This is a genomic window from Nodosilinea sp. AN01ver1 (genome assembly GCF_050565655.1).
GTDB lineage: Bacteria > Cyanobacteriota > Cyanobacteriia > Phormidesmidales > Phormidesmidaceae > Nodosilinea.
Genome location: NZ_JBNXVS010000009.1, coordinates 142,543 through 168,298, shown reverse-complemented (window position 1 = coordinate 168,298; position 25,756 = coordinate 142,543). Strand labels below are relative to the sequence as shown.

The following is a 25,756-nucleotide window of genomic DNA, read 5'->3' as shown; positions in this document are numbered from 1 at the left end:
TCGGGGTGGGTTTGGGGAACCGTAGCAGGGGATGGAGGAGAAAGATGCATAGAGCCTAAGGAAAAGATGAATCAGCCTGAAACTCTAGCATCTTCAGCCTTCCTTGAGAATGAAATGGCCCTGGCTTATAGACTACCTATTAATTGCTGCCAAGAAGAAGCACAAGGCTCAAAATCATTCATGAATTGAGCCGTACCTGCAAAATGCAAAAAATAATTATTTATTAGAGCAGTATTAATACAACGATTAGTCATTTTTCTCTTAGAAAGTTTGGAAATATGATGCAAGTATTTCTGCCCACGTCGTATGATTTTATTTTTGCTTGGTTCTGAAGGAAGCAAAAATGGATAATCTCGTAAGATGCACTCAATCCATAATCGATTAAATCGATAGTCAAGCCAATCAACTAGGTTGGCCTTAACTAGTTCATACGAGAGACATTCCATCTCAAAGGCTTGGCCATCTCGATGCTCATATGTATGGTACACATACTCAAAGATGTCGCGGTGGAGTTTAGGAGATAAAACCATTACACCTGTCTGAACTACCTCTGAAAAATCGTCTGATAAGCTTACATTTTTATAAAATTCTTTTCCTGTGCTAAATGGCCAGTTCCAAAATAATTTAGACCTATCGGCTAACGACTCAAGCTTGGTAGAAGTACTAGGAAAAGTTTCACCTAAAGGGCCAGAAAACATCTCGACCGCCCCTATCCTTTGCGGCTCTCTAACTTGAGAGGCTATACAAGGAGCATAAGGATTCATCAGTACATCTGAATCTACCCATACGATCTGATGATATTGCTTAACTTTTTCATGGCCTAAAATTAGGCACTTCTGCCAAGCAGGAGACCGAGCTAAAGCTCGGTTTGACTCATCTAAGGATTCAGAAATGCAGATGACGTCATAGTCATATTTTTCAGCATATCGCGACCAATTTTCTTTACAGGTTGATTGCCATCTTTCTTGATATTTTTTTCCGATAATCAGAGTTACAATCGCTTTTTTCATACCCCTTCTATGACTTACGTTGAGTCAGCAGAGTAGACTTGTAGTATCTGATTTGCTGTAAGGAAGAATTTCCACAAATAGACAATAAATACTTGCCAATGATTTCAAAATCGAGCAGCATCAAATTATTAGAATCGAAACCGCTCAATTTCCAGAGTTCTTTGCAACGCTTCCTAAACTCTGGAAGCCGTGACTTACCATAAAGATCTAGGCAAGAAGCTCTAAGAGATTGCCAGGCCTTCTTTCTAACCGCAGGCTTGAAGTTTTTATTCAAATAAATTCTTTCGTATATTTTTAGAATATCAGAGAGATAACTATTGTTATCGGATTGACCCTTGCAGTTTTCGTGCAGACGGTAGCATCCTTTCAATTCAGGCACAAACTTAAATTTATAGCCTCTTTCTATCAGCCTCCAAAAAAATTCTGTATCCATACAGTGGTTAAAAGATTGATCTAAGAAATTCCCTTCTTGAAAAATTTTTCGCCTAAAAAACATTGACTGATTGGACATATTGCTATGAGGAATCATCTTTAGGAGATCAAAGTCAGACATATTAACGTCTTCAGTAAAGGCCCCTTGATTCTCTAAATTCAGATATGTTTTAGTACCGTAAAATACAGAATAGCCTGAAAAAAGTTTAGATTTAATTGCGGCCTTAAAAAACACGTTGGGGTAATAGAAGTCATCTGAGTTTTGCCACCCCACTAAATCACCGGTAGCACGATGAAATCCTTTATTAATACCATGACTTTGTCCTTCATCTTTTTCACTAACCCAAAAAGCCAAAAAGCCCTCATACTTCTTAATGATTTCAATTGTATTGTCAGTACTTCCCCCATCAATAATGATGTACTCAAGATTAGGATAACTCTGTAATAAAACTGACCTAATCGCATCTTCTATAAACTGTCCCTGATTGTAGCTGGGTGTCACAATGCTAATACGCGGATATTCAGAACCATCAGGCATTTGGTCGCCCACAGGCTCACTTTGTTCTGTCCAGGGCCACCCAGTTTTACCAGGTGGAGGTGAAGGCAAATCATTAAGAGTGATAACTTTCTTCATTTATTGCATAAGTGCGATATAGCAATATTCGGGCACTGGCTCTTTAACGGGTGATGGCTAGAATGTTTATGTTATCTGAGTTCTAGCCCATGAAATGCCCACACTGCCAGAGTGACCGCACTGTGAAAAACGGCACCGCCACATTGAAGGGGCAACCCCCTCGACAACGATATCTGTGTCGTGACTGTAACAAGCGATTTAACGAACATACCAATACCCCGATGGCCCGGTTAAGGGTGCCTGCTGCCATCGTCTCTGCGGCGCTGAATGTACGCACAGAAGGGTTGGGTCTGCGGGCGACAGGTCGCTCCTTCGGTAAGTCTCATCGCACGCCTCTGAGGGTTGGGCACGGCGGTCGTGCTCGATGCGTCCCCATTCCCGGAGAGGGTCATGAAGGGCAATCCAGGTGCCGTCTTTCCGCCAGTTGCGAAAGTAGGTATAGAGCGTTTGCCACGGCGGAAAGTCTCCCGGTAATGCCCGCCATTGAACCCCCTCGACTAGTAACTACAGGATGGCGTTGAGAATCTCCCACAAATCAACGCTTCGCGGACGGCCATCGGGCTTGGCGGCGGGCAGTAAATCCCTCAGAAGCTCGTACTGGTCTCGGGTTAAGTTGCTGGGGTAGTTTTTACTCATCGTCTCACTCCGGCATTGCTGACATCCAGCTGCAACTTATACGGAGTGAGCTTTTTTACTCAAGCCCTAACTTTTCAACCACCCTCTAAGAGGGTTTGAAAAGCTTTCGAATACCCTCAGTTCCAGTACCCCATATTCCCTTCCTTTGTATTGCATTCATGAGTCTCACAGGGTAATAACCGTAGTTAAATGAACTAAAGTCTTTTGAATCTTGAGTAAGCCAGCTTAGGGGCAGGGTGTTCCACAAACTAAACCTGCCTGGATAGTATTTATTCAGGCAAAGCCTTAGTTCGTCATAGCTGTATCCCATTAGTTTCAATGTTTTTGGTCCTAAAAAATCTAAATATTCACTAGCAAGCCGCCAAATCTGTGGAGATTCTAGACTGGATGTCCAGCAATTAAGATTCTGTGAATTTGGGTATGAATGCTTATGGACACTAATTTGATCACCCATGTCCCACTTGATTTCATCCCTGTTTCCATAGTGAAGTAAATTAGGGAAAAACTCCAGCCCCATTCTTTCTAGCGTCATCTTAAAAGAATCTTCCGGACTCTTTAAAATCCTTTCATAATGGAGGATAATGGCTTTTTCACCCAAATTATTCATTCCCTCAACCAAAAGCAAAGGAGCCTTTAAAAGATCATTTTTGTAATTTTTGAGACCTAACCAATTGGTTCCTATCCACGTATTTATGATGGAGCATAAAACTGCTAAAGGGTTACGGAATAATAATATAAAGTTCGCTTCAGGAAATACGTGATGAATCTCCGAAATAATATTGTAATATCGGGGAGTCTTGTCAAGGAAATAATGCTTTTGATGTTTGTCTAGAGCTTGAGCATAAAGCTGACTATATCCTGTTGCTATGGCATTAAAGTAAGCCTGTTTATGATCTGGGAGGGTATCCAGAAAACTCTCTAGGCCAGATACAGCATGGTCGTTGTTGTAATCTGCCTTATACTCAGCTTTGCGGAAAACATACAGTGGATGTAACAGTAGCCAAGGTTCAGATGTAGTGTACACGCTGGGATGATTGCCGAGAATCTTTTGCGTAAGTGTAGAACCTGCTCTAGGTTGGGAAATCAAAAATATAAGATTCTCGCCTTTTCTTTGATTATCTTCAGACAAATCTCTAAAGTCCTATATGCTTCTAAATTTCTTTGTGAAATACCTTTTAATCAATCTCAAGTCACCAGTCAACAAAAAATACTTAAGCAAGTGTTGAATGAAAGAACTAGAATGAAGAGACAATTCTTGCCTGACAACCAAAGCTTCCAGCCGTCTTAAAATATTCATTTTTTTGACAAAAGGAAAATCCGTCAGTAAGATTTTATTTTTATTAACTACATATCTAAAGTCGTTAATGAGTGTTGTTTGAGCAGATACTTTGGAAATGCCGTGCGGATCTTCCACGTATGCAGAACCTACATAATTTGAAAAAGCTACAAAATGTTTTTTACTCATTCGAATCCTCAAATCCCAATCTTCATAGGTCGCAAGTGACTCATCGTAGTAATCAAAAGACTTCAAAGCATTTGACTTAATCAGTTCATTTCTATAGAGGGTTCTATATGGAAAACTTCTAGAGAATACATCCACAAAAATATAGCCAGTTGGTACTCTCGTGTTTTCGTCCTTCCAGACTCTTATGGGCTTTCCATCAACATCGGCATATACGAAATTGGAATAGACTACATCGACTCTAGGGTTTCTGCTGAAAACATTAATTTCGCGCTCTATTTTATTAGGAAAATAAAAATCGTCCCCATCTAAATACGTTATAAATTCTCCATCACAGTTACGAAATCCATTATTCTTGTTTTTCGCTATACCTTGATTAGATTCAGAAAAAACTAATTTAAAGTATCCTGGGTGCCTTTCTGAAAAAGATTTTAAGAGTTCCTGTGAACCGTCAGTAGAAGCATCATCCGCAACTACAACCTGAATGTTGTTATAAGTTTGACAGAGTACGCTCTCAATTGCTCTAGAAATAACGTATTTTTGGTTATAGCTAGTAACCATTACTGAAACCAGTGGACTAGTTGAACCACTTAACCTTTGGCTTTTGCTACCTAAAGAATTTGGCATATAAAATCAGCATGTAATTAATAGGGGCTAATTGATTAAATTCCAAAAGTCATTTTTGTAGCACACATATTCTAAGTGGTTAGATTTAATCAAAGAAGGGAACCAAACATTTGTTCTATGCCCTGCCCAATACTTAGGTGCTATGAAATGTGAGCCAGTTCCCCAGTACTTAGACAAATAAGCAGCCCACCAGGAAAAACTGCTAGCTGCCAGGATTCCACCCTGGCATTGGGTCATTAGAGCAAAATCCTCCAAACTAGAACCTTTGGAAATATAGCTATGCTCTACATCTCCAAATACATCTTCGACATAAAAAAGGTCATCCGAAGTAAATATCCAAAAAGGTTTAGGGACATCCGCTCTAATATAGTTCATACAATCCCAGTAGTATTGGGCCGGTAACACAGCTGGGGATTCTCCAGATGGCCAAGTTAGATAATCTCCTCGGCGAATATGAACAAAAATAGGTGCTCTTTCAGGTGAGCAAGTATGTAGTAGCTTTTTGGCTTGGTCTAGAAGCTTTGATTTAAGTCTCAATGGTTCCAGAACATTGGGATTAAAAAAGGCTTCTGACTGAAAATAAGATTTTTCAACAAAGGTTATTTGATTAAACAACCCTGGAGTATGGATCACCTTCGGAAAACCTTTAGATTCTTTAACTCTAGGGAAAATTCCCTTTTGAGACCAAGTGTCAGTATATTTATACAAAAGGGAATAAAATGTTTTTGTTCTCTTAGGCGAATTTGAATTGACGACAACGGCATCAATCCCATCACACATGGCCTGTAGCTCTTTGAACCCTAGCAATGCCAAGCCTTTACTGTTACCACATAAAGTTTTTAACGCTGAATATTGAAATAACTGATTACCCAGTCTTCCTGACTCTTTAAAGAGATACATAAAACCTATAAATTAGGAAGAAAATGGATTTCCAAGATATGTAGTCATATATTTAATTCTGGATTTCAAATCTACCGTAATTAAGTTTAATCCTTTTTGAAGGTTACTTTGCTTTATGAATTTACTTCGATCATCCCAAATTTTAGCATTCACTTTCTGGCAGTAGTCGGCTACCACTGACTTTGCAGAGTCAGGAACAGCAACAATGACATCCTCAATCACTACAATGTATTTGTCGGGAAACTTGAACCTGAGCGCATTAATGACTTCGCTAATCGATGGCCACTGATTAATCTCATGAGGTGGCTGGGGCGGAGAAAGAAACAATCTGGCATCGTCAATCAATATAAAGTGATCCTGACCTGTAGAATTCAATATATTAATTTCTTGAATTAGTGGGCACTGATCATTGTCTCCATATGTAAGACCACCCGACCAGTGAGCATCCAACCAAAAAAGAGCAGGACCTTTGATTTCTTCAAGAACCTTGCTGAGTTGAGATCTTGAGTCACCAAAGGAGAACTTTATGTTTTCAATATTACTATGCTTGGAGCTTACAATTTCGAAGATTTCTCGCGAATATTCGATAGTAAAAACATTCTTGAATATTTTTGAAGCCCAAACGGAAGTTCGACCATAGTAAGTACCAGTTTCCACAAAGATTTCGATATAAGATCTGGACACTAGTTTTTGTATTAGCTCTTCGGGAGGCCCCATTCTGACTAAGCCCATAATCAAGTTTCCCTAAAACTTCTTTGCTACTTTAAGATCAGTCATTACTAACTATATGATATAGTCCAATACTAAAACCATCTGGTCTTTCCCTTAAAAGTTTTCTACCTTTAACATACGCTCTCTCTATAATTTGCATGGGTTTTAAGAGTTGTTCAATGTATGACTCTTTGAATGCACGGTGGGCGTTGAAAAACACTCGGTTGCAATCATCTATAGGTACTGAAATATATAAATTTCCTTTTGGGCATAGAACGCGCTTTAATTCAGCAATCGCTTTTTCAGACCCCTGAGGATCTAAGGGATCGCCATATCGGCCCAACCCAATATGTTCAACAACACATAAACTGGATAGAGAATGAATAGTATTATCTTCAAAAGGTAGATCTAAAATTGAACCTTCTTTGAATTGAAGAGTGTTTAGGGGAAGAGACAGAGGTCGAATATCGACCATCGTAACAGGAATTATTTTAGATAAAAAGGCAACAAATTTATGATGAGAACCAATATCCACATGATGTTTAGGGTTTTGTTCAACGATTTTCTCAAAAGCCCAGGTGTCCTGATAAAAATAAATTGGCTCAATGGAAGTTTCCTCTACATCTTCTCCCAAACAAGGATAAAGATCTTGTAATAATAAAGAATGACCTTTTGTACTAGCCAATTCATTGTATTTTTTGTAGCTTTCCCAGAACCTTGACCACTGAGCTATTTTTTTACACCATATACTTAATGATCTACGAGGCCGGAAACCTTCTTTCCAGCGAGCTAAAACCCATATAGTTTCCTTGAGCATTTTAAGCTAGTGGTCTTGCGATATGGATCGAAAACTGGGCATTCTTTGCAGATTTTTTTCCAGGAAACACAGGATTACCCGGTACTACATTAGTGATCTTGTAATTACAGCTAGTTAAAAAACTTTCAATTTCCTGAGGTGTGTTTTCCATGTCAAATGTAGTTGCACCAAATTCAAAGACACAGCACTTAACTTGTTGGTTTTGAAATAACTCTTTTGCCCCAAGCATAACCTGATATTCAGCTCCCTCAACGTCAATTTTGAGCAAATCAATGTGTTTTATATCATTGAATTTACAGTAGTTGTCTAAAGTGATAGAACTAACCTCTTCGCAGAAAACTGGTGTAACATTGATGCCATATTGCTCAAGCTGACGGTTTGCCAAAGAACTCCATCCTGAATGTTGTTCGTCGTATACATTCAACGACATGATTGCTTCTACATCCGCAACGGCGCAGTGATTTATCTGAATCTGAGATCGGTTTGCATGCTTGCATATACCTAAAAGTCTTTGAAAAGTGTTGCTGCTGGCTTCGAAAGCATGCACTTTCCCAGAGGTGCCGACAAATCTAGAAAACAGCAGGCTTAATTCTCCAATGTTTGCCCCTACATCAAAAACCGTCATACCTTTCTTTAAGTAAGAAATATAAAAAATTTGCTCTGCTTTCTCTACCTCAAAAGGCGAAGCAATTCTTTTGCGACTAATTTTTTTAAATCCGTCTTTAATTTTTTTAACTTGAATCATGATTCGATTTCTCAAAGAAGTGGACTTAAGCAATCACTAAAGATTCAATATGCCATTTGCCATCTACCAAACACACACCAGCACTTATGGGCGGGACTTCGCCAGAGCCGTAGAAGTCACCATCAACAACTGATAGGCTAATCGCGTTGTTCAAAGCATCTAAGTATGTTCCGTCCTTAAGCAAGGAGTAAGTCAGCTGATAGTCTGCTGAGGGGAGTGGCAGCTTGGTGATGCGACATACAAAAGCACCTTGCTTGGGTAAAGGCCCAAAATCATTTTGAGTTAGGCGATTATGCTGAAGAAAAACCGGCACGTCTAGCGGAGTTTTTACTAACAAACTTGCTATGACTCTCGAAATGTTCTCTTTGCTCGCCTCAAAATAAAAATACAGATCGATTGTTTGCCCCGATGCGGCAACCTCTAATACATTACCTTCCGTGTCTTTGATCTCAATAGCGATAATTCTAACTTCGCCATTCCCTCTTCTATCTAATCTACTTCTCAATGAAGATGGTTTGCTTGTTATACCTTTTAAATATTGAGTAATCGTTTCATTTTGGTTTCCTAAAAATTCTACTTTTCCATTACGTAAGAAGATCCCTTGCTCACAAAGTTTTTCAATAGCTGCCATCTGGTGGCTAACGAAGAGAACGGTTCGTCCTTCTTTACTGACGTCCTCCATTTTGCCAAGGCACTTTTTCTGGAATGCGGCATCGCCTACGGCCAGCACTTCATCTACCACCAAGATCTCAGGTTCTAGGTGGGCGGCTACCGCGAATGCTAGTCGCACATACATACCGCTGCTATACCGTTTGACGGGGGTGTCTAAAAACCTTTCTACTTCTGCAAAGGTAACAATTTCATCAAACTTACGGCGAATCTCTACTTTGCTCATACCTAAGATGGCACCATTCAGGTAGATATTCTCTCGCCCGGTTAGCTCAGGGTGAAACCCGGTGCCTACCTCTAGCAGACTGGCTACTCGACCTTTGATGCTAATGCGCCCCTCGGTCGGCTCTGTAATGCGGCTGAGGATTTTGAGCAGGGTGGATTTACCTGCGCCGTTGCGGCCAATGATGCCAATGCGATCGCCCTGCTTAACCTCAAACGAGACATCCTTTAAAGCCCAAAACTCTTCAAGATTAGGAGTGTGAACTCTAGATTTGGGATTAAAAAGCTGGGTAATACCTTTGGCTTGTCTAGATAGCACATCTCGCAAAGAGGTATAGCGCTCTTGTTGTTGATGGCCAATGATATATTTTTTACCCAGGTTTTCAACCCGAATCACTGTGTCAGACATTGGAGCCGCAGGTAAAAGGTCATAGAAGAAGAGCTGTGGGGGTGTTTGTCCCAGAGGCCTTTAGCCAATGCGGCGAAAATCTTTGATGCCCTGGTACTGGGTTTGGCGGGCTTGGCGACGGGTAAACTCGCTAACGGTAGGGTTGCCGGTGGGTTGAATAACGCCGCTGGCCTGCATCCAGAGGGTTTCGGGGGCAACTTCAAGGGTGTATTGGTTGGCAGCGGTTTTATGCACGTGGTACCAGCGAGTTTCTTGGCAGTGGTCGCACCAAAAGGCTTCGAGCCATTCGCCGGTTAGAGGCACAGTGCCGTAGCCAGCAATCACGGTAAGCGATCGCAGGCGGCTCAACCCCCGCTGCTGCAAATGCTCGGCTTGGGTGGTGTAAAGCGGATACTTTTGGCTGACGCTGTCGAGGTAAGTACCATGGTCGGGGCAATAGATAGAGCGCCGTTTAGATCGGCTGCGGTTGCGACGAGATGAAGCCATGACGAGGAACCAACAACGCAGTATTTGATGTATTTAGGGTGCAAGGGATATTTAGGGTGCAGGTGCGCTGGGAGAGGTAGTAGGTGAGACGGATATTCTTAGGCACACTTGTCCTACGTACGGTCTTAGGGCGCGGCTAAGACTACGGGGGAGAGACTGAGATCCTGAGACCGTCGAAGCCCGCTCCATGCCAGAAAGAGTAGCGGAATTATTAAATTAAGCAAGGCCTAGAGCCAGAACATTTAAGATTTTTAGCCACGCTTCGCCTCCTAAGACTACAGCCGAGAAGCCGCAGTCTTAGGAGGCGAAGCGTGGGGAGCAGGGATAGGTATGGAGCCATAGAGACAGGTTTCAACCACTTCAACGTAGCGAAGGACGCCTTGCTCCGGGGTAAACTTTTGCTGCATGTAGTGGCGGCCCCGATCGCCCATCTGCTTAACCAGGGCTGGGTCAGCCATCAGCGTGTGAATAAAGTCGGCTAGCCCCCTGCTATCGCCACTGCTAAAGGCGCGGCCAAACCCGCCTTCGGACAGCAGCGATCGCAGGTAAGAGTGAGCCTCACAGATAGCCGCTACCGGCCGACCGGCTGCCAGACTGCTGTAGAGCTTGCTAGGAGCCACCAGCCCCTCCACTCCCGGCACCAGGCTGACCAGGCTCAAATCGCAGGCGGTGAGCGAGTAGGGTAAATCGCCCTTGGATTGATAGGGCAAAAACAGGCAGTTCGTCAACCCCGCTGTCTGGGCCTGGTCGGCGCAGGGCTGGCGTTTGGCCCCACCGCCCACAAATACAAACTTAACGGGCGCGTGGCGCAGCAGCTGGGCCGTCGCCATGATGGTGTCTAGGTCGTGACAGCGACCCATATTACCGGAGTAGAGCACTGTAAAGACTTGGGTTAGTCCGTGCTGGTGGGCAAACCAGTTGTCAACCTTAGGGCGAGGATAGATTAGCCCAGGGTCGGCCCAGTTGTGAATGACCGATATTTTGTCGCTGATCTCAGGGCAGTGATCGACAATGCGCTGCTTCATTGTGCGACTGAGCACCACGATCGCTTCAGCATGACGCCAGGTCAGGCAGTTGAGCCCGTGCCACAGCCGAGCTAGACCATGGGTTTTAGGCACCACGCGCAGCGCCACCGCCACCTCAGGGTAAAGATCGTAAACGACACACAGATAGGGCTGCTTAAACAAGCAGTGCAGCAGATAGGCCATCACCGGCAGGTAGGGAGGCTCGGTGGTGACAAGCACCAGATCGCCCCGCCGAGCCGGGTGCAGCAGCTTAACCAGCGATCGCAGGCAGTACAGTAGCCCACCCACGGCTCGCCCCCGGATGCGCTGAGGCCAAAGGCGGGAGGTCCGAGTGCGCCGCACCATTACCCCGTCAACGATTTCCTGCTGGGGAGCTAGGGAGCGATCGTAGGCATAGCCTGGCTGGCCAGCGAACACCTGCACCTTCAAGCCCTGGCGACTCAATCCCTGGGCCAGTTCTGCCATTAGCTGCCCAGTAGGCGCATAGTCAGGGGGAAAAAACTGAGTCAAAATTGATAGCTTTGGAGATACACCCGGATCAAAATGCATCGATTTCATTAGCGTCATCAGCCTTTACTTGCATGCAGAAAAGCGGCACCAAACGGTTTCTTCTAGCCTCCGGTTGAATCATATTAAGCACTACAAGTTCTGCCTTATGGACAGCGTTCGCACATCTATCTAGCGGTCGATATAAGAACTAATCTAGACAAAAATCAAAATAGAAAGCCGCAAAAACGAGAAACAGCTCATCAAGCAAAACAGCTGCCAAAAAGCGTCCTTCCTGACTCAGTCCAGTGAATTAATCTACCGCAAGAATCTCCCGTTTCAAGTCAGGCAGCTTTAGCTAAAAGAAGATTTTCGGCCAAATAGATAGGGCAAGACTCGATCGCAAACTTCAACATTTCTTGACATAATTCTCTCCTGGCTTAGAGAATATGAAGAAGGATACCGTACTTTACCAGACATTGGCGTTAATTATATTGCATTTTATCCAAACCAACCGGATCGGGTTAGATTGCTCAAAGCCGAACCTATCAATGAAATATTTCTCAAAGAAAATCTGTTTCAAGAACTACAAAGTAGTACTAAAAATGTATCAATGAACTCAGTCTGACCAGATTGACCATAAACAATATTTCTTTATAGGGAATGGGAACAACAGCCGCTTAAAAACGTCTGTTCTGCGCTTTAGATCCTGATTTAACTCAATCTAAAGGATTGACATCCACAGCGTAGAAATATAGCGATGGCTCACCTTGGTGAGCCATCGCATCCTTGATCTCAATAGCAACCCATAAACTCACAAACTCCGATACAACAATCCTCAAATTGCACAGCTGGCCTGGCGCAGGCTACACAATTTGAAAAGCGCTTAAAGATAGTCTCCAAGCGCTTCTTGTCAAGTGCAATTTTCTAAACCGATTTAGTCGGATGCTGTTTGGGTATCAACGGCGGCTCTTAACTGCTGTAGCGATCGACCCAAAACCACAAAATCCTCGAACTCGGCCAGGGTAACTAGGGCAGCCGGATCGGTGTCATCTAGAATGCGGTTGTAGGCCTGAATAGCCGACTCAAGCTGGGTGGCGTTGACGAGGGTGGTGTCTGTGCCCTGGGGCTGAGCAGGCAGTAGGCCACTGACGGCGTTGTACAGGGTTATCAGGTCAGCGTAGTCTACCCCGACCAGGGCCATTTCGGTAAAGGTGACCACCTGGCTAGGAGCTAACCCAGCGGCAAAGGAGGCTGCTAAAAACCCGGCGGCGTTGGCAATTTGATCGAGAGTGCCGCGCAGGGGCATGACCATTGGTGTACCGCCCACAGGCGTAAAGACAGCGGAGGTCGCCAGGATAGGGGACTGAACGTCAGTAACGTCGGTAGGGGCAGCGATGCTTAACATGCCCTGGCTACTGGTCAAAGAGACGCTTCCACCAGTGGCGATCGCATTGGCGGCCGCGACCGCAATCGCAGCCGTGGTCTGCGCAGTTGCTTCACCCTCATCTGTGGCTTCCACTGGGCTAGGGCTGCTGAGGTCGATCCCACCTGGGGTGGTAAAAGCTACCGCCAGCGCAGGATTGGTGCTTTGCAACCCCTGTAATACCTGGTTAGCAGAAGCATTGAGGGTCTGCTGCGCTCCGGCGGTCAGGGTTACTTCACCGGTAAAAGGGTCAACCGTAGCATTGGGTGTGGTCGATTCTAAATACTCTCCGCTACCCAAGCAAGACACTTCATTGGAGTCTAGCTGCTCTTCACTGCTGAGGCAGGGCGCGCCAATCGTTAAAATGGACGAGCCTCCCACCGTCACGCCGCTGCCCTGGCCCGTTGGCACAGAGCCGGTATGCCCTGGGACTGCGATCGCCAGGCTAGCGCCCACCACAGTCAGCAGAAGCCAGAGTTGTCGCCGTAGTTGGCCCGCCAGTTGTTCCACGGTTGTTCTCCTAAATCGGGTGAGTTGTAGGGCTTGAGGTCTAGAAGATTGAGCAGTAGGACTACCGCTAAAGCGGCCTAAAACCGGGGGCCAAAATTAAAGCCGTAGCCAATGCTAAGCACTGCGACGGAACCGGCGCGGGTATTGTTGCCGATATCCCCGTAGAGCAGGTTAAGGGTCAGCGGTATGGTGGGCTCGGGCACGATAGACGCCCCGACGTTCAAACCCGCCCCACTCCAGGCCGTGTTAATTGAAAATTGGGGATGCACCTGAAGACCAACCCCGGCAATCACGCCGACATCGCTGTTGTCTCCAGAAAAGTAGCCGCTCCCCGCGCCCAGGGTAGTGGTAATCGGCAAACGGTTGACCGGGTGCTCCGGCTGCAGCAAATGCGCCGCCGTCACAACGCCGTACACGCTAGTGCTCGTACCCGCTGTGTCGGCTCCGTAGGAAACAAAGTTGTTTACCCCTACGGCGGCAGCCACTTGAGTGGTGTCGCTGCTGTAAACCTGGCGGTGCACTTTGGCATCAAAACCGCCGTTCTCACCAAACCGACGAATGCTCTGCAGGTTGTAGGCCAGTTCTACCCCTACGGCCCGCCGCGCATCGCCCAGGCCAAACCCCATCGAGAGGCTGCCGTCAGCCTCGGCCCGCAGACGGTCGGCCCCAGAGAGCGAAGCGCTAAAGAAGACATCGCCCCATTCAGCCCCAAAAGCAGAGGGAATACCGGCATTGGGCGAGGGCGGAAAGCTCTGGGCCGGGTTGGCCGCGGTGGTTAGCGGCTCAATGCGCAGATCGTCGCGCACCTGGTCTGCCTCTGGCGTAGACGGAGTAGCCTGGGCAGTGGTTACGGCTGAGGGCTGCGCCACCGGAGGAGGGCTAGCGGCCACCTCTGCTGAGGAGCCTGGAGGCGTATTTCCGCTGTTTGACGGCGTCAGATAAACGGCCTGTCCCGATGACATAACCGGCTGGGGTGTCGGCAACGCCAGGGCCACATTGGGGGGTTGCCCCGGCAAAGGCGAAAGCTGCGGAGCGTTTGCAGCTGGAGCGGTTATGGCTGCCGCTACGGGTTGCGGTTGAACCGCCGGGCGACGGCGAGCCGATCGCGACGGCAGGGGCGGCAGCTGTGGCCCTCGGTTCAGCGTTTCGGGCCGGGATACCTGCCGCAGGGGAGCGGCTGGGGTAGCCGTAGCATCGGTAGCGGTGAGCGGGGCTTCAATGCCGTAGGCCGATCGCAGGTCGTGCAGCAGTGACTGCACCGCTGCGGCCCGCGACCGGAGGGTAGCCACATCCGAGGCCGGTTGCCGAGCAGACGGACGGGCCGTCGCAGCCGGGGCAGGGGGAATTGCTGAGCGAATTGGAGTAACGGCTGGCGCGATCGCGATCGCGTCAGATTGTCCATCATCATCATTCGCCCGATTAGCCGGTGCTGCTGGCGCTAGTTCAGGCAGCTGAACCGCCTGGGCCAGGGGCTTAGCCGCGGCAGGCTTGGGCGCGATCGATGGCTCGGTGGAAATAGTAGAGGCCGCTGGGGGTTCAGGCGCAGAGGGCTCTGGGGTCGCCGCTGGAGCAACCACAGGAGGACTGGCGATCGCCTCAGGTTCACGTTGGAGAACCACACCCTGAGGAACCGCATCCGCTGGCCGTGGCTCTAAAGCAGAAGCGGCGGCTAGCTCAGCGATCGCATGCTCCGAAATCTCTAGAGAAGGGCTTGGCTCAACCACAGGCGCAATCGCGTCAGGCGCAGGGGCTGGCAAAACTGCTGTAGCCTCTGGAGCCACGATATCTGCCTGGGCGCTGGGGGCTGGAACAGTACTCTCTACAGCCGCAGGTTTGGGCTGGGGGCTGGGGGCTGGGGCGGGCTCTGCCGCCGCCAGTACGGGTGAATCGGCCTCAGGCGTCCAGGTCGGCTGAGCCGCCCCCTGCTCCTCGGTCTGGGGGGCCGTTGTCTGGGCCGAAGGTTCAGGCACAACGACCGGGTGCGGATCTTCGGCCAGAGTCGCGCCCAGGTTCGGGTCGGGAACCGCGACCGGCAGGCTAGTATTGGCCTCGGCTCCTTGAGGCAGCAGCCCCAAACCGGCCAGCCCCAGCAGCCCGCCAGTGATCAGGGGTTTTGTTTTGCGCTTCATTATCATGCTCCTCACATCCCGTCGTTGTTGCTGCACCCGTCGCTGCTAAGCGGTCCCTGGCTAGACATTTTCCTCCAGCCCGACCGCCACCTGGGGGCGACCATAGTAGCCGTAGTAATAGTCGTAGCCACTCTGCCGACTCTGGGGCACACCATTGATGACGAGCCCCAGCAGCGGGGCCTGGGCGGTATTGCCCAAATCGGCCAGCACCCGCTGAATTTCCGATCGCTCCGATCGATGCAGCCGCACTACCAGCAGCAACCCATCGGCATGAGCCGCCGTAAGTTTAGCGTCGATCATGCCGGACAGAGGCGGTGTATCAAAAATAATTAGGTCGTAGTGGCGGCGATACTGCTCTGTCAGCTGCTGCATCTTGCGCGAAGACAGCAGCCGACCGGGGGCGGGCGGGCGGGCACCCGCCGTCAGCAGGTGCAGGTTGGGGTTACCCGGCAGCTGCAGCACCAGATCGTTGGGGTCATCTATGGCCTGGGTAATCAGGTCGCTGAGTCCCTGGCGATTGGGCTGGGCAAAGATCAGGTGCTGGCTGGGCTTGCGCAGATCGCCGTCAATCAGCAGCACCCGACGGCCCATATTGGCCGCCGCGATCGCCAGGTGAGCGCAGATGGTCGATTTCCCCTCCCCCGGCACCGACGAGGTCAGCGCCACCACCTGCACTGGCACGTCAGAACTGAGCATGCGCAGGTTGGCTTCGAGGGAGTAAAACGCCTCGGCAAAGCTAAAGGAGGTGAAGAGCTTCTCGGGGCTCTGGCTCTGGGTCAGCACGTCGGCCATAGTGACGGCCAGATTGGGCTCGATCAGCAGCGGCTGCTTTTGCAGGGCCGGGGCGTTGGGGATAGTTGCCAGATTAGGTAATTGAGTGGTTTTAATCAGTTCATCGGTGCTGTGGAAAGCCTGATCCATGCGATCGCGCAGCAGAGCCGCCACCCCGCCCAGCATCAGCCCTATTACCGTGCTGAGCAGCAGCTTGCGGGGTAAGTTAGTCGTCTGGGTAATGCTCGACTCGTTGAGGGGAGAAATAACCTCCCAGGGAGATGCCTGCCGAGCCATCTGCAGGCGCAGCTCCTGACGGCTGGCCAGCAGCTGATTGAGGCTGCTTTCGGCCACCGTTAGCTCACGGTCAATCTGCTGAAACGATCGCGACAAATCGGCCAGCCGCTGAATTTCGGCCTGCAGCTGCTGCACCGTCTGGCCAATGGCCTGATCCTGAGTTTGCAGCACCTGCATCTGGTTGGCGGTATCCACCAGCTGCTGCATCAACCCCTGGCTCACCGAGCCTTTGTACCCTAAGGTATCGGCTTCCACAGCTTGCCCCACCAGCCGCTGGGCCTCGGCTTCGAGCAGGGGCAAAAGCTGCTGGCGCTCGTCTTCTAGGGCCTCGATCATGGGCGTATCGGTCTGAAACCGGGCCGACTCGGCGGCGATCGTCTGCTCTAGCTCGCGCAGATCGCCCAGCAGCGACTGGTAGGTAGGCGACTCGTTGAGGTTGGCGACCCGAATCGCCGTATCGGGGTCAAAGCCCACCTGGTCGCGCAGATTGTCATACAGCGGCTCCAGGGATTGCAGCTCGACCCGCAGCTGCTCCTGGTCGGCCAGCATTTGGTTGAGGCGCTGGGTCACGCTTTCGCTGGTCGCGTTGACGTTGACAATGTCGTAGCGCTTTTGAAACTCGCTCAGGTCGCTCTCAATCGCCTCAACTTCCTGCCATTTTTCCTGCAGCTGCTCATCTAAAAACGTTAGCCCCCGGCGCAGATCGCCCTGGCGGTCTTGCACGCTGTAATCGACAAAGCCTTTAATCACCTGGTTGAGCACAAACGACACCACCGCCGGGTCGGCATCGCTGTAGGCGATGCGCAGCACCTTTGATTCCCCTTCCTGGGTAATCGTCAGGCGGTTGAGCAGCGCGTTGTAGGTAATGTTGGGGTAACGGCGTTGAATGTCAGCCAAGATAGGTTCAATCACCGCCGGGCCGCGCAGCACCCGAATTTGGCTGTCGTAGTCGAGTCTTGAGGCTCCCCCGCCCTGGGCTCCGACGACCTCTTCCAGCGCTACAGGGGTAACGTTAGTGACGGGCTCAACCAGAAGGTTAACGCTACCGCTGTAGGCCGGAGGACGGCTTAGGTGCCAGAAGGTCAATCCACCAAAGGACAGGGCTGCGACCCCTAGAAAGACACCGGCTCGGCGCTTGAGCACCCCAACCAATCGGTTGATGTCAAGGTCATCGCCCTTCTCGACCAGGGAGGGTGGTGGAGTCATCACAGGCACAAACTCGGGCCTGCCAGAGCCATGACCGTTGCCATGACCGTTGCCGTGACCATTTGTTTCGCGGGGCGTGGAGGAGGGGGGGAAAGGCATAGGGTAAATCTGGGAATTGCTCCCAAGAATTCATAAACTTATAGCTCAAAACTCAAAACCTGACCTGATTAGGGCCAATATGGAGCAAAACTTGGTTGTGTCGTTCTCTTTTGGTCTGGTTAAAACCGCCAACATTAGCGGTACAAGGGCACGGAGCTAAAACCTTAACTAAAAACCTAGAATGCGCAGAACGGTGGTTAGCGAGGTGAAGGGGCGCAGCAACAGGCCGAGCGTATCGCCAGTGGCTGCCGCAATGTTGCGATCGACAATCACCACATCGTTGGGGCGCAGAATGGGGTTGGTGGTGTCGTTGGCGGCGGCGGCCAGGTTGACATTCACCGTACGCTGGTCAACGCTGCCGTCGGGGTTGAGCCGCACTAGCTGCACTGTAGAGGTCTGGGCGCGGCTGCGCTCAAACCCACCAGCGGCCAAAATGGCCTGATTCAAAGTGGCATTGGCCGGCAGGGTGACGCCGCCGGGGCTGGCCACCTCACCCACCACCTGCACCGGCATCTCGTCGGGTGAAAAATTAGCGCTCGATACGGCCACCGACTCCTCGGGCGAAATAGCCACAGCCTTGGGTATCACAATGGTGTCGCCATCGCGCAGGCGAATGTCCTGGCTGATGTCGCCCGTGCGAATCAAGTCCCACAGGCTGGTAGTAATGATTGCTTCGCCCTGGAGCTGCTGCCGCCGCACCTGAATGTCTTTGATGTTGGCCTGCTGGGTAATGCCCCCCGCTTCCTGAATCACCTGGGTTAGGGTAGGCCACTGGCGGCCAGCCGTGGAGCCGCCACCGCCGCTGGTTTCGGCTTCGAGGTCGATGGTGTAGGTGCCGGGGCGGTTGACCTCGCCCGCCACCACCACCCGCACCGGACGAGCCGACAGCAGCGTCACGGTGAGCTGGGGCGGGCGAGTCAGCAGGGGAGCATACTTCGCGGTTAGGGCCGCCTGGGCTTCGGCCAGGGTAAGGCCCTGGACATCCACGGTGCCAGCCATAGGCAGCGCCAGCGTGCCGTCGACCAGCACCTCATGAACGCCATTTTCGGGGCCGCTAAATTCAGGAATATTAAAGATGTCGATGCGGATGCGATCGCCCGGCCCCAGCACATAGGCCTCCGGAAAACTGGCTTCAGGCTCTGGGGCAAGAACGTTTGGCAATCGTGGCCTGGGGGATGCTGTTTCCTCGGTTTCGGTGGTCAGGGGCAGGGGGTCGCTTTGGGCGTACCCTGGGCTAACGCCTAGCGTCAAGATCAGCGCCAGGGGGCCCAGACTCCAACTCAGCAGACAAAAGCGGTTCATAAGTGGCTTCCTCAGGCTGTTCGGACAACCCCATGAAACGTTACATAGAAAATGTCACACAGCACCGCGATAGCCTATCTTGGTCGATTCGCCTTGGTTTGGCCTCGGTGGTTTGTAAAGGTTTACCTAGATACGGCAAAAGCGGCTAGAGACTAACGCGCGGTGACTCAGTGCGGTGCCCAAGGCTAATACGGGTAATCGACGCATGGCCACCGTGACTGTTCCTAAGGTTCTACCAAATCTCACCGTAAAGGGCATAAAGATTAAATGAAGCTCGACGCAGGGGCATAGCGGCGTGTCAGCGCTGTCAGGTTTTCCTCAAGCGACACGGTGCCCTGCCCCTAACGGAGTATCCCGCGATCTGTAGTTTTAAGTTGGATGCACTACTTGAGTGCAGCAGCGCTACCCGCGCAGCTTCTCAGACCATACCCGCGTGGGCAGACCCCACACGTAGATGAACCCTTCGGCGGCGCGGTGGTCGAACTGGTCGTCGGAGCTGTAGGTGGCCAGCGCTTCGCTGTACAGGGCCAGGTCTGACTTACGGCCCACCACCCGGCAGTTGCCCTTAAACAACTTCACCCGCACGGTGCCCGTCACCCGCTCCTGGGTCTGCTGAATGAAGGCATCGAGCGCCAGCTTTAGCGGGCTGTACCAGAGGCCGTTGTAGACCAGGCGGCTATAGGTTTCTTCAATGCCGCGCTTGTACTGGGTGACATCGGCGGTCAGCGTCAGGCTCTCCAGGTCGCGGTGGGCGTCGATTAGCACCAGCAGGGCGGGGGCCTCATAAATTTCGCGCGACTTGATGCCCACCAGGCGGTTTTCGATCATGTCGATGCGGCCCACGCCGTGGCGACCGGCGATCGCATTCAGCTGCGTAATCAGCTCCACCGGACCCACCGCTTGGCCGTTGAGGTGGGTGGGCAACCCCTTGGTAAAGCCAATCTCGACGTATTCTGGCGCGTCGGGGGTGTTTTCGATCGCCTCTGTCATCAAAAACACTTCTTCCAAGGGCTCGGTCATGGGGTCTTCGAGCGGCCCGGCCTCGATGCTGCGGCCCAGCAGGTTGCGATCGATGCTGTAGGGGCTGGATTTTTTTACCGGAAACTCAAGGCCCGTTTTTTCGCCGTAGGCAATGGTTTCTTCGCGGCCCATGCCCCACTCGCGGGCGGGGGCGAGCACCTTGAGGTTGGGGTTGAGGGCGGCGATCGCCACATCAAAGCGCACCTGGTCGTTGCCCTTGCCGGTGCAGCCGTGGGCCACGGCATCGGCCCCGTAGCGATCGGCGGCCTCAACCAGGGCTTTGGCGATCAGCGGGCGAGCCAGGGCGGTGGAGAGGGGGTAGCGGTTTTCGTATAGGGCGTTGGCCTGAATGGCGGGGAAGGCGTAGTCGGTAATAAATTCTTCGGTCAGGTCAGCGACGAGGGATTCTTTGACCCCGGCATTCAGCGCCTTAAGGCGAATCGGCTCTAGCTCGTCGCCCTGGCCCAGGTCTGCCGCCAGGGTAATCACCTCTTTTACACCCCACTCATTCATTAAGTAAGGAATACACACGGTGGTATCCACGCCACCGGAATAGGCTAGAACAACTTTTTCTGCGCGACCCATGGGCAACTTCCTGCTTTCCGCTAAGGGGGTTAGTCAACCGTCGTCCCGGCAGGACGACCCGCCAAACTTACCACAGCTCAACGTCTATATAGGTATCGTGAGGCTCTGGCAATCTGGCCATGGCTATCTTATCTGGAGTTGCCCGCCCTGCACTACGACGGTTTAGCAAGATCTGATGACATGCGGCGCGGGGCTATGACAGCAGCGATCGCTCTACCAGCAAGCCCTCGCCATCCTCGAGTCCAAACTGGGGCCGAGCATCCCTGGACATTGCGCTGCCGCGAGAACCTGGCAAAGTTAGATTAGGTACCGGGTGCCTATCAGACTGGCAAAACTAACCTGAGGTGTTGCCAAGGCACCCGGTACATGGAGGGCGGGAAGTAGCTGATCGTCTTTGACTTGATAACTGGAGGTAAACAGCGATGAAAGCCTATGAATTTGCAGGAGAGGTGATGGCTGATGGGCAGATCAAACTGCCAGAGACTGCCCTGGCGCAGTTGGCTGGGCACCACGCCGTTAGAGTTATTGTGCTCGTGCAAGACACTCCCGAAGATGAGGAAAACGCCGAATGGCAGGCGATGGCGGCCGAACAGTTTTTGGTGGGATACAGTGATGCCGATGCCATCTACGACACGCTGTAGCGATGATCACTTATAAGCCCGGGAATGTTGTTCTGCTGGCGTTTCCCTTCACTGACGGCATTCGTCAAAAACAGCGCCCAGCCCTGGTTCTGATAGATACTGGCGATCCCGATATTGTAGTAGCCAGAATTACCAGTCAACTCTACACAACAGCGTTTGATGTTGCTCTTTCAGATCAGGCTGAAGCGGGTTTGTTGCTGCCTTCAGTAGTGCGGCTACACAAGCTTGCAACGTTGGAGAAAGGGACGGTTAGTCGCTGTTTAGGGCATCTTTCAGCCCAGGATTGGGCCAGAGTTAGGAGCGTTCTCAACGCGCTGTGGAGTCTAAGCCAATAGCCACACCAGCATCGGAGTTTTCAGGTCTTGTCGGTTGGGCTTGCTGGTAGAGCGATCGCGCTTCTACCAGCAAGCCCTCGCCATCCTCAGGCCGAGCACCCCTGGAGAGAGCTAGCGCTGATCCTTAATGTCCACTCCGTAAGTATCGCGCCTCAGCAGACTAAACACCTCGCCTTGCTCCGGGGTGATCAAAATCCCCGATCGCGGCACGATCACCAACTGGCTCCAAGTCGCCTGATCTGCGTATTTCAACACATGCAGCAGGTTGATTGTCGCCCTCACCCCTTCTGGGGAGCCAATCACCAAATGGCGCAATCGCTCGCGCCCCGGCTGAGCACTGGGGTTTGCAAGGCGTAGGGGACTCAGATCCCCGAGTTCTTGAAGAACTCGGGGATCTTGGCGGGTAAAACACAACATAGTTCAGGGATTCCTTTTGACGATGGGTAAGGAATCCCAAAAACTTGGCCGCCCTAAACTGGTGCAGTTCAGGACGGCCTGGGCAATAATAGCCCTAGCCTCCGAGACAGCTACTACCTGTTGAAGGGGTTAGCCGCTGGTTGGTGTTGGTAGCACCTTCCAGTGGCGTTTGACCAAATTTTTGGGACGCTCAGACTGCACGCACACAGCCATAGCTCAGTAACGTACCCTATCCAACCCCTTAAATCAAGTCAAAATTGCTACAGAGCGTAGCGCCCCTCGGTATTGATCCGCAACACCTTTACGGTGTCGCCGCGCAGCGTTCCATTCAGCCGCCGCAGCTTTGGTGTAAGGGCTGCATCCTTTAGTGCGACAGCGCAAAACTTTGGTGCAGCGACGCAATGCTTAGTGTGACGGCTGCATCCTTTAATGTGACGGCTGCATCCTTTAGTGTGAAGCCGCAATTGTTTAAGTTGTCAATGCACAACGCTTCTGTCATAGAGCAACTTCAAATAATCACCCGCCGCACTTTTGTCTGCTCAATGCACAGCGCTTCTGTCATAGAGCAACTTCGAATAATCACCCGCTACATCTTTGTTGGTGCAGTACACAGTGCTGCTGTTTTTGGTGCAAACCCTTCTGTCACACGCTACATCACGACTGTCACACCAAAACTCGCTTCAATCTGCCGCAACATCCACCCAAGCTTAGGGGCATACGCAAGAGATCGGGTACACAGAAGCAGCGTGGCTCGCTACAAACCATCAACGTTACCAACTGCATGACACCCGCCGACTCCGGTAGGGGGTGAGCTAGACTAAAAAGCACCTAACAACCACTCTGGCTCTGCTATGGCATTGTCCTTGCCTCCTGAACTCCAACAGTTTGCAGAACGCCAAATTGCCAGCGGTCGATATACTTCTCTAGACGAGGTGCTTTTGGCTGGCTTGCAGGCTTTAGTCGAGCGAGAGCAACTGTACCAAGGGCGGTTTGAGGAACTGCGCCACGACATTTTGCTAGGCGCAGCCCAGGCTGAGCAAGGCCAGCTCTTAGATGCCTCTGAAGAAATTACCGCTATCCGTCAGCGGCTGCGCCAGCGACACGCCGAGTCATGAGCCGCGTTTGCCGCATTACACCGCAGGCCAGTCAGGATATTGAAGCGATCGCAGACTACCTGGCCAACCAGACTAATCTAGCCAGTGCAGAAACCTTTCTAACTGAGGTCGATCGGGTCTTGCAGCGCATTGGTCAGTTTCCTTATATCGGCCGCCAGCGCGATGAACTGTATCCCAATTTGCGTAGCCTTCCCTATCGGCAATACCTGATTTTTTATCGGTTGCTGGATAATGTTGAGGTTTTCCGCGTCGTGAGTGGGTATCAAGACCTGACAGCGCTGTTTGAAACAGATCAGTAGCCTCGTGCCAGTGGCCCATTGTCAAGTGGTTTAACCAGGATCAACGCCATGCCAGACGAACCCCTCTTTACCCATCGCGCCGCTATTCTCGCTGCCCTGGAACGCCTGATCGACGTGATCGCCCAGCTGCGCCACCCCGAAACCGGCTGCCCGTGGGATTTGGCCCAAACCCCCACCAGCCTGATTCCCTACGTGATCGAAGAAGCCTACGAGGTGGTCGATGCCATTCAGGTGGGGGAAAAAGATGCAATCGCAGAAGAACTGGGCGACCTGCTGCTGCAAGTGGTGCTCCAGGCCCAGGTGGCCAGCGACAACGGCGACTTTGACCTGGGCACCGTGGCCACCGGCATTGCCGACAAGCTGGTGCGCCGCCATCCCCACATCTTTGGCGACGCCAGCGGAGAAACGCCTGAAGAAGTCAGCCAAAACTGGGACCGCATCAAGGCCGCAGAGAAAGGCATTCCCCACAACCCCAACCAGCTGACGCCCAAGCTGGTCAAGTACAGCCGCACCCTGCCGCCGCTGATGGCCGCCAGCAAAATTTCCGTCAAAGCCGCCAAAGCCGGGTTCGAGTGGGACGATGTTGACGGCGTGTGGGACAAGTTCCACGAAGAGCTAGACGAGTTTCGCGCCGCCTTGGCGAATGAACCCAAGGAAAATCAGCAGGCGGAACTGGGCGACCTGCTGTTTACTCTGGTGAACCTGGCCCGCTGGTACGACCTCGACCCCTCCGAGGCGTTGCAAAGCACCAATCGCCGATTTATCAAGCGCTTTGAGCTGGTGGAATCGGTAGCCGAGAAGCCCCTCGGGGAGTATGGCATTGAAGAGCTAGAGGCGCTGTGGCAAAAGGCGAAGGCGCAGCTGGCCAAGCCTCAGAACTAAAGCCTTTGGATTGAAGCTTAGGTGAATGGTGGGCAGTGCCCACCATTCAACAACGCCAAAATAAACCCCATCGCAGACCTATCGCGGCGCATCGGGTTTGTAGTAGTCGTTGGGGCTGGCGGTCTGGCTGCCGCCGTCTTTGTTGATGCAGCCGGGCTTGTCGACGTAGCGACAGACTCGCGCATAGAGTCGGGCGCGAGTGCCCGGTGGGCCAGCAGAAAATAGAACGCGATCGCCCCCCACAATACCCACCAAAATTTTGACGCCGCAGACAGGGCAGGTTTGGGGAGCAGCCATGGGTTTACCTCAGTTGACTTGTGAGGATTTTACCCTGTGGGGGTAGGGGAGTGGATGGGTAGATGGGCGGATGAGTAGGTGGGTGGATGGGCAATGGTCCCTGAGCGGAGTCGAAGGGAGGCGTAGGTAAGTGCTTGAATTCAAGGGTTGGTGAGTGAGGTGCGCCAGGTTTGTACCAGGAATTGCATAGGCTTGGGTAGCCAGGGGTCGTACTGAGGATAGACGGGCAGGCGGGGCTGAAGTTGCCAACCAGCGGGGGCGATCGCCTCTCTCAGCGACTCCGGTGTGGGGTGGTCGTAGTCGGGGTTGACCTCATCGATGGGGCTCAGGCCGCCCAGGTCACGGGCACCCGCCGCCAGGCAGGCCAGCAGCCCATCCCGACTGACCAAATTGGGCGGAATCTGAATCGCAATTTCCGGCGGCAGGTGGTCTTTGGCCAGCTGCACAGCTTTGACTAGGGCGGGTTCATCCAGCGCCATACCGGGCTGTAGCTGGCGCTGGCCGGGGCTGTGGGGCTGCAAGATCACTTCTTGAATATGGCCGTAGCGGTGGTGAATGGTGGCGATCGCCCCCAGCGACTCCACCCAGTCGGCTTCCGTTTCCCCCAGCCCCAGCAGCAGCCCGGTCGTAAAGGGAATACCCAACTCGCCCGCCTGGATTAATTGGCTAAGGCGCACCTCGGGGCGCTTGCTGGGAGCGTGACGGTGCACCGTTTCCAACAGCTTTGGCGTTATCTGCTCCACCATCAGCCCCATCGAGACGTTGACCTCGCGCAGCTGCGCCATCTCGGCTCGGCTCAGGGGGCCAGCATTGGTGTGGGGCAGCAGCCCAGCTTCTAAGGCCAGCTCACAAACTTGCAAAATGTGGCGCAGCCAGCTGGCGCGGCGGGGGCTGCCGGGGGCCACCTCACCGCTGAGCACCAGCACTTCACCCACGCCTCGCTGACGCAGTATAGGCAGCTGTTGGGCTACCTGATCGAGACCGAGCCAGGGCGATCGCCCCGGTTCGGCCCGAAAGTTGCAGTAGGTGCAGCGGTTAAAGCATTCGTAGGTGGGCACCAGGGTGTGGGCGCGGCTGTAAGTTACCGACCCTAGCGGCTGAGCTACGGTTGCGAGTTGACGGCTACTCCGCTCAAAATCTGTCGTCTGCTCCAT

At 51.6% G+C, this 25,756-nt stretch carries 24 protein-coding genes and 2 pseudogenes; 6 read left to right on the top strand and 20 right to left on the bottom strand.

All coding sequences use genetic code 11. From position 1 onward, the window contains the following. Positions 1–125: 125 nt before the first annotated feature. Positions 126–1,010 (bottom strand): hypothetical protein, encoded by an 885-nt coding sequence (locus ACQ4N7_RS10350; protein ID WP_430711523.1) that lies wholly within the window; start codon positions 1,008–1,010, stop codon positions 126–128. A gap of 7 nt (positions 1,011–1,017) precedes the next feature. Further along, on the bottom strand, positions 1,018–2,076 hold the full coding sequence (locus ACQ4N7_RS10345) for a glycosyltransferase family 2 protein (RefSeq protein ID WP_430711522.1): 1,059 nt from the start codon (positions 2,074–2,076) through the stop codon (positions 1,018–1,020). Positions 2,077–2,165: 89 nt separating this feature from the next. Here ACQ4N7_RS10345 and ACQ4N7_RS10340 point away from each other — a divergent pair. Continuing rightward, positions 2,166–2,399: pseudogene (locus tag ACQ4N7_RS10340) on the top strand (transposase); the annotation flags it as partial. A 7-nt stretch (positions 2,400–2,406) separates the two neighbouring features. Here the strand turns inward: ACQ4N7_RS10340 and ACQ4N7_RS10335 are convergent. The 15 genes and pseudogenes from ACQ4N7_RS10335 to ACQ4N7_RS10265 form a co-directional block, all read right to left on the bottom strand. Beyond that, positions 2,407–2,712: pseudogene (locus ACQ4N7_RS10335) on the bottom strand (transposase); the annotation flags it as partial. An 85-nt stretch (positions 2,713–2,797) separates the two neighbouring features. Continuing rightward, complete coding sequence (locus ACQ4N7_RS10330; protein WP_430711521.1) at positions 2,798–3,841, bottom strand: sulfotransferase family protein; 1,044 nt, start codon at positions 3,839–3,841, stop codon at positions 2,798–2,800. 12 nt (positions 3,842–3,853) lie between these two features. Further along, entirely contained in the window at positions 3,854–4,801 is a 948-nt protein-coding gene (locus ACQ4N7_RS10325) for a glycosyltransferase family 2 protein (protein ID WP_430711520.1), read from the bottom strand. A 27-nt stretch (positions 4,802–4,828) separates the two neighbouring features. Next, entirely contained in the window at positions 4,829–5,701 is an 873-nt protein-coding gene (locus ACQ4N7_RS10320) for an alpha-1,2-fucosyltransferase (RefSeq protein ID WP_430711519.1), read from the bottom strand. 12 nt (positions 5,702–5,713) lie between these two features. After that, positions 5,714–6,358 carry a hypothetical protein gene (locus ACQ4N7_RS10315; RefSeq protein ID WP_430711518.1) on the bottom strand — a complete coding sequence of 215 codons (645 nt, stop codon included), beginning with the start codon at positions 6,356–6,358 and terminating at the stop codon, positions 5,714–5,716. Positions 6,359–6,470: 112 nt separating this feature from the next. Then, positions 6,471–7,229 (bottom strand): DUF268 domain-containing protein, encoded by a 759-nt coding sequence (locus ACQ4N7_RS10310; RefSeq protein WP_430711517.1) that lies wholly within the window; start codon positions 7,227–7,229, stop codon positions 6,471–6,473. Between the two features lies 1 nt (position 7,230). Beyond that, entirely contained in the window at positions 7,231–7,974 is a 744-nt protein-coding gene (locus ACQ4N7_RS10305; RefSeq protein ID WP_430711516.1) for an FkbM family methyltransferase, read from the bottom strand. A gap of 25 nt (positions 7,975–7,999) precedes the next feature. Beyond that, positions 8,000–9,274: an ABC transporter ATP-binding protein gene (locus tag ACQ4N7_RS10300; RefSeq protein WP_430711515.1), complete on the bottom strand. Its 1,275-nt coding sequence runs from the start codon at positions 9,272–9,274 to the stop codon at positions 8,000–8,002. Between the two features lie 60 nt (positions 9,275–9,334). Continuing rightward, positions 9,335–9,760 (bottom strand): hypothetical protein, encoded by a 426-nt coding sequence (locus tag ACQ4N7_RS10295; protein WP_430711514.1) that lies wholly within the window; start codon positions 9,758–9,760, stop codon positions 9,335–9,337. A 275-nt stretch (positions 9,761–10,035) separates the two neighbouring features. Continuing rightward, positions 10,036–11,295: a glycosyltransferase family 4 protein gene (locus tag ACQ4N7_RS10290; RefSeq protein WP_430711513.1), complete on the bottom strand. Its 1,260-nt coding sequence runs from the start codon at positions 11,293–11,295 to the stop codon at positions 10,036–10,038. Positions 11,296–12,208: 913 nt separating this feature from the next. Beyond that, positions 12,209–13,207: a hypothetical protein gene (locus ACQ4N7_RS10285; protein ID WP_430711512.1), complete on the bottom strand. Its 999-nt coding sequence runs from the start codon at positions 13,205–13,207 to the stop codon at positions 12,209–12,211. Positions 13,208–13,284: 77 nt separating this feature from the next. After that, complete coding sequence (locus ACQ4N7_RS10280) at positions 13,285–15,336, bottom strand: hypothetical protein (protein WP_430711511.1); 2,052 nt, start codon at positions 15,334–15,336, stop codon at positions 13,285–13,287. 60 nt (positions 15,337–15,396) lie between these two features. After that, entirely contained in the window at positions 15,397–17,709 is a 2,313-nt protein-coding gene (locus ACQ4N7_RS10275) for a GumC family protein (RefSeq protein ID WP_430711510.1), read from the bottom strand. Positions 17,710–17,877: 168 nt separating this feature from the next. Next, the gene (locus ACQ4N7_RS10270; protein WP_430711509.1) at positions 17,878–19,011 is read right to left on the bottom strand and encodes an SLBB domain-containing protein; all 1,134 of its coding nucleotides are present in this window, start codon (positions 19,009–19,011) and stop codon (positions 17,878–17,880) included. Between the two features lie 402 nt (positions 19,012–19,413). Further along, positions 19,414–20,616, bottom strand: a complete 1,203-nt coding sequence (locus ACQ4N7_RS10265) for an argininosuccinate synthase (protein ID WP_430711508.1) — start codon at positions 20,614–20,616, stop codon at positions 19,414–19,416. Between the two features lie 422 nt (positions 20,617–21,038). Between ACQ4N7_RS10265 and ACQ4N7_RS10260 the strand changes: the two genes are divergently transcribed. Together ACQ4N7_RS10260 and ACQ4N7_RS10255 are read left to right on the top strand one after the other, a co-directional pair. Next, positions 21,039–21,257 carry a hypothetical protein gene (locus ACQ4N7_RS10260; RefSeq protein WP_430711507.1) on the top strand — a complete coding sequence of 73 codons (219 nt, stop codon included), beginning with the start codon at positions 21,039–21,041 and terminating at the stop codon, positions 21,255–21,257. Between the two features lie 2 nt (positions 21,258–21,259). Further along, the gene (locus ACQ4N7_RS10255; RefSeq protein WP_430711506.1) at positions 21,260–21,592 is read left to right on the top strand and encodes a type II toxin-antitoxin system PemK/MazF family toxin; all 333 of its coding nucleotides are present in this window, start codon (positions 21,260–21,262) and stop codon (positions 21,590–21,592) included. A 111-nt stretch (positions 21,593–21,703) separates the two neighbouring features. On the opposite strand, the gene ACQ4N7_RS10250 is transcribed toward ACQ4N7_RS10255, so the two are convergent. After that, complete coding sequence (locus tag ACQ4N7_RS10250) at positions 21,704–22,009, bottom strand: hypothetical protein (protein ID WP_430711505.1); 306 nt, start codon at positions 22,007–22,009, stop codon at positions 21,704–21,706. An 851-nt stretch (positions 22,010–22,860) separates the two neighbouring features. On the opposite strand from ACQ4N7_RS10250, the gene ACQ4N7_RS10245 reads away from it, so the two are divergent. Genes ACQ4N7_RS10245 through mazG form a run of 3 tightly spaced genes read left to right on the top strand, consistent with a single transcriptional unit; the run spans position 22,861 to position 24,305 of the window. Then, positions 22,861–23,124 carry a type II toxin-antitoxin system ParD family antitoxin gene (locus tag ACQ4N7_RS10245; RefSeq protein ID WP_430711504.1) on the top strand — a complete coding sequence of 88 codons (264 nt, stop codon included), beginning with the start codon at positions 22,861–22,863 and terminating at the stop codon, positions 23,122–23,124. After that, positions 23,121–23,423: a type II toxin-antitoxin system RelE/ParE family toxin gene (locus tag ACQ4N7_RS10240; RefSeq protein ID WP_430711503.1), complete on the top strand. Its 303-nt coding sequence runs from the start codon at positions 23,121–23,123 to the stop codon at positions 23,421–23,423. Before ACQ4N7_RS10245 ends, ACQ4N7_RS10240 begins: the two co-directional genes overlap by 4 nt. Positions 23,424–23,462: 39 nt before the next feature. Then, entirely contained in the window at positions 23,463–24,305 is an 843-nt protein-coding gene (mazG, locus tag ACQ4N7_RS10235) for a nucleoside triphosphate pyrophosphohydrolase (protein ID WP_430711528.1), read from the top strand. A 78-nt stretch (positions 24,306–24,383) separates the two neighbouring features. On the opposite strand, the gene ACQ4N7_RS10230 is transcribed toward mazG, so the two are convergent. Both ACQ4N7_RS10230 and cofG read right to left on the bottom strand, forming a co-directional pair. Next, complete coding sequence (locus tag ACQ4N7_RS10230; protein WP_430711502.1) at positions 24,384–24,602, bottom strand: hypothetical protein; 219 nt, start codon at positions 24,600–24,602, stop codon at positions 24,384–24,386. A 140-nt stretch (positions 24,603–24,742) separates the two neighbouring features. Continuing rightward, positions 24,743–25,756, bottom strand: a complete 1,014-nt coding sequence (cofG, locus tag ACQ4N7_RS10225) for a 7,8-didemethyl-8-hydroxy-5-deazariboflavin synthase subunit CofG (RefSeq protein ID WP_430711501.1) — start codon at positions 25,754–25,756, stop codon at positions 24,743–24,745.

Coding starts and splice junctions, on each gene's coding strand:
- ACQ4N7_RS10350 (WP_430711523.1), bottom strand. CDS start 1,010: ATGAAAAAAGCGATTGTAACTCTGATTATCGGAAAAAAATATCAAGAA.
- ACQ4N7_RS10345 (WP_430711522.1), bottom strand. CDS start 2,076: ATGAAGAAAGTTATCACTCTTAATGATTTGCCTTCACCTCCACCTGGT.
- ACQ4N7_RS10325 (WP_430711520.1), bottom strand. CDS start 4,801: ATGCCAAATTCTTTAGGTAGCAAAAGCCAAAGGTTAAGTGGTTCAACT.
- ACQ4N7_RS10320 (WP_430711519.1), bottom strand. CDS start 5,701: ATGTATCTCTTTAAAGAGTCAGGAAGACTGGGTAATCAGTTATTTCAA.
- ACQ4N7_RS10310 (WP_430711517.1), bottom strand. CDS start 7,229: ATGCTCAAGGAAACTATATGGGTTTTAGCTCGCTGGAAAGAAGGTTTC.
- ACQ4N7_RS10305 (WP_430711516.1), bottom strand. CDS start 7,974: ATGATTCAAGTTAAAAAAATTAAAGACGGATTTAAAAAAATTAGTCGC.
- ACQ4N7_RS10300 (WP_430711515.1), bottom strand. CDS start 9,274: ATGTCTGACACAGTGATTCGGGTTGAAAACCTGGGTAAAAAATATATC.
- ACQ4N7_RS10295 (WP_430711514.1), bottom strand. CDS start 9,760: ATGGCTTCATCTCGTCGCAACCGCAGCCGATCTAAACGGCGCTCTATC.
- ACQ4N7_RS10280 (WP_430711511.1), bottom strand. CDS start 15,336: ATGAAGCGCAAAACAAAACCCCTGATCACTGGCGGGCTGCTGGGGCTG.
- ACQ4N7_RS10275 (WP_430711510.1), bottom strand. CDS start 17,709: ATGCCTTTCCCCCCCTCCTCCACGCCCCGCGAAACAAATGGTCACGGC.
- ACQ4N7_RS10270 (WP_430711509.1), bottom strand. CDS start 19,011: ATGAACCGCTTTTGTCTGCTGAGTTGGAGTCTGGGCCCCCTGGCGCTG.
- ACQ4N7_RS10265 (WP_430711508.1), bottom strand. CDS start 20,616: ATGGGTCGCGCAGAAAAAGTTGTTCTAGCCTATTCCGGTGGCGTGGAT.
- ACQ4N7_RS10260 (WP_430711507.1), top strand. CDS start 21,039: ATGAAAGCCTATGAATTTGCAGGAGAGGTGATGGCTGATGGGCAGATC.
- ACQ4N7_RS10255 (WP_430711506.1), top strand. CDS start 21,260: ATGATCACTTATAAGCCCGGGAATGTTGTTCTGCTGGCGTTTCCCTTC.
- ACQ4N7_RS10250 (WP_430711505.1), bottom strand. CDS start 22,009: ATGTTGTGTTTTACCCGCCAAGATCCCCGAGTTCTTCAAGAACTCGGG.
- ACQ4N7_RS10245 (WP_430711504.1), top strand. CDS start 22,861: ATGGCATTGTCCTTGCCTCCTGAACTCCAACAGTTTGCAGAACGCCAA.
- ACQ4N7_RS10240 (WP_430711503.1), top strand. CDS start 23,121: ATGAGCCGCGTTTGCCGCATTACACCGCAGGCCAGTCAGGATATTGAA.
- ACQ4N7_RS10230 (WP_430711502.1), bottom strand. CDS start 24,602: ATGGCTGCTCCCCAAACCTGCCCTGTCTGCGGCGTCAAAATTTTGGTG.
- cofG (WP_430711501.1), bottom strand. CDS start 25,756: ATGGAGCAGACGACAGATTTTGAGCGGAGTAGCCGTCAACTCGCAACC.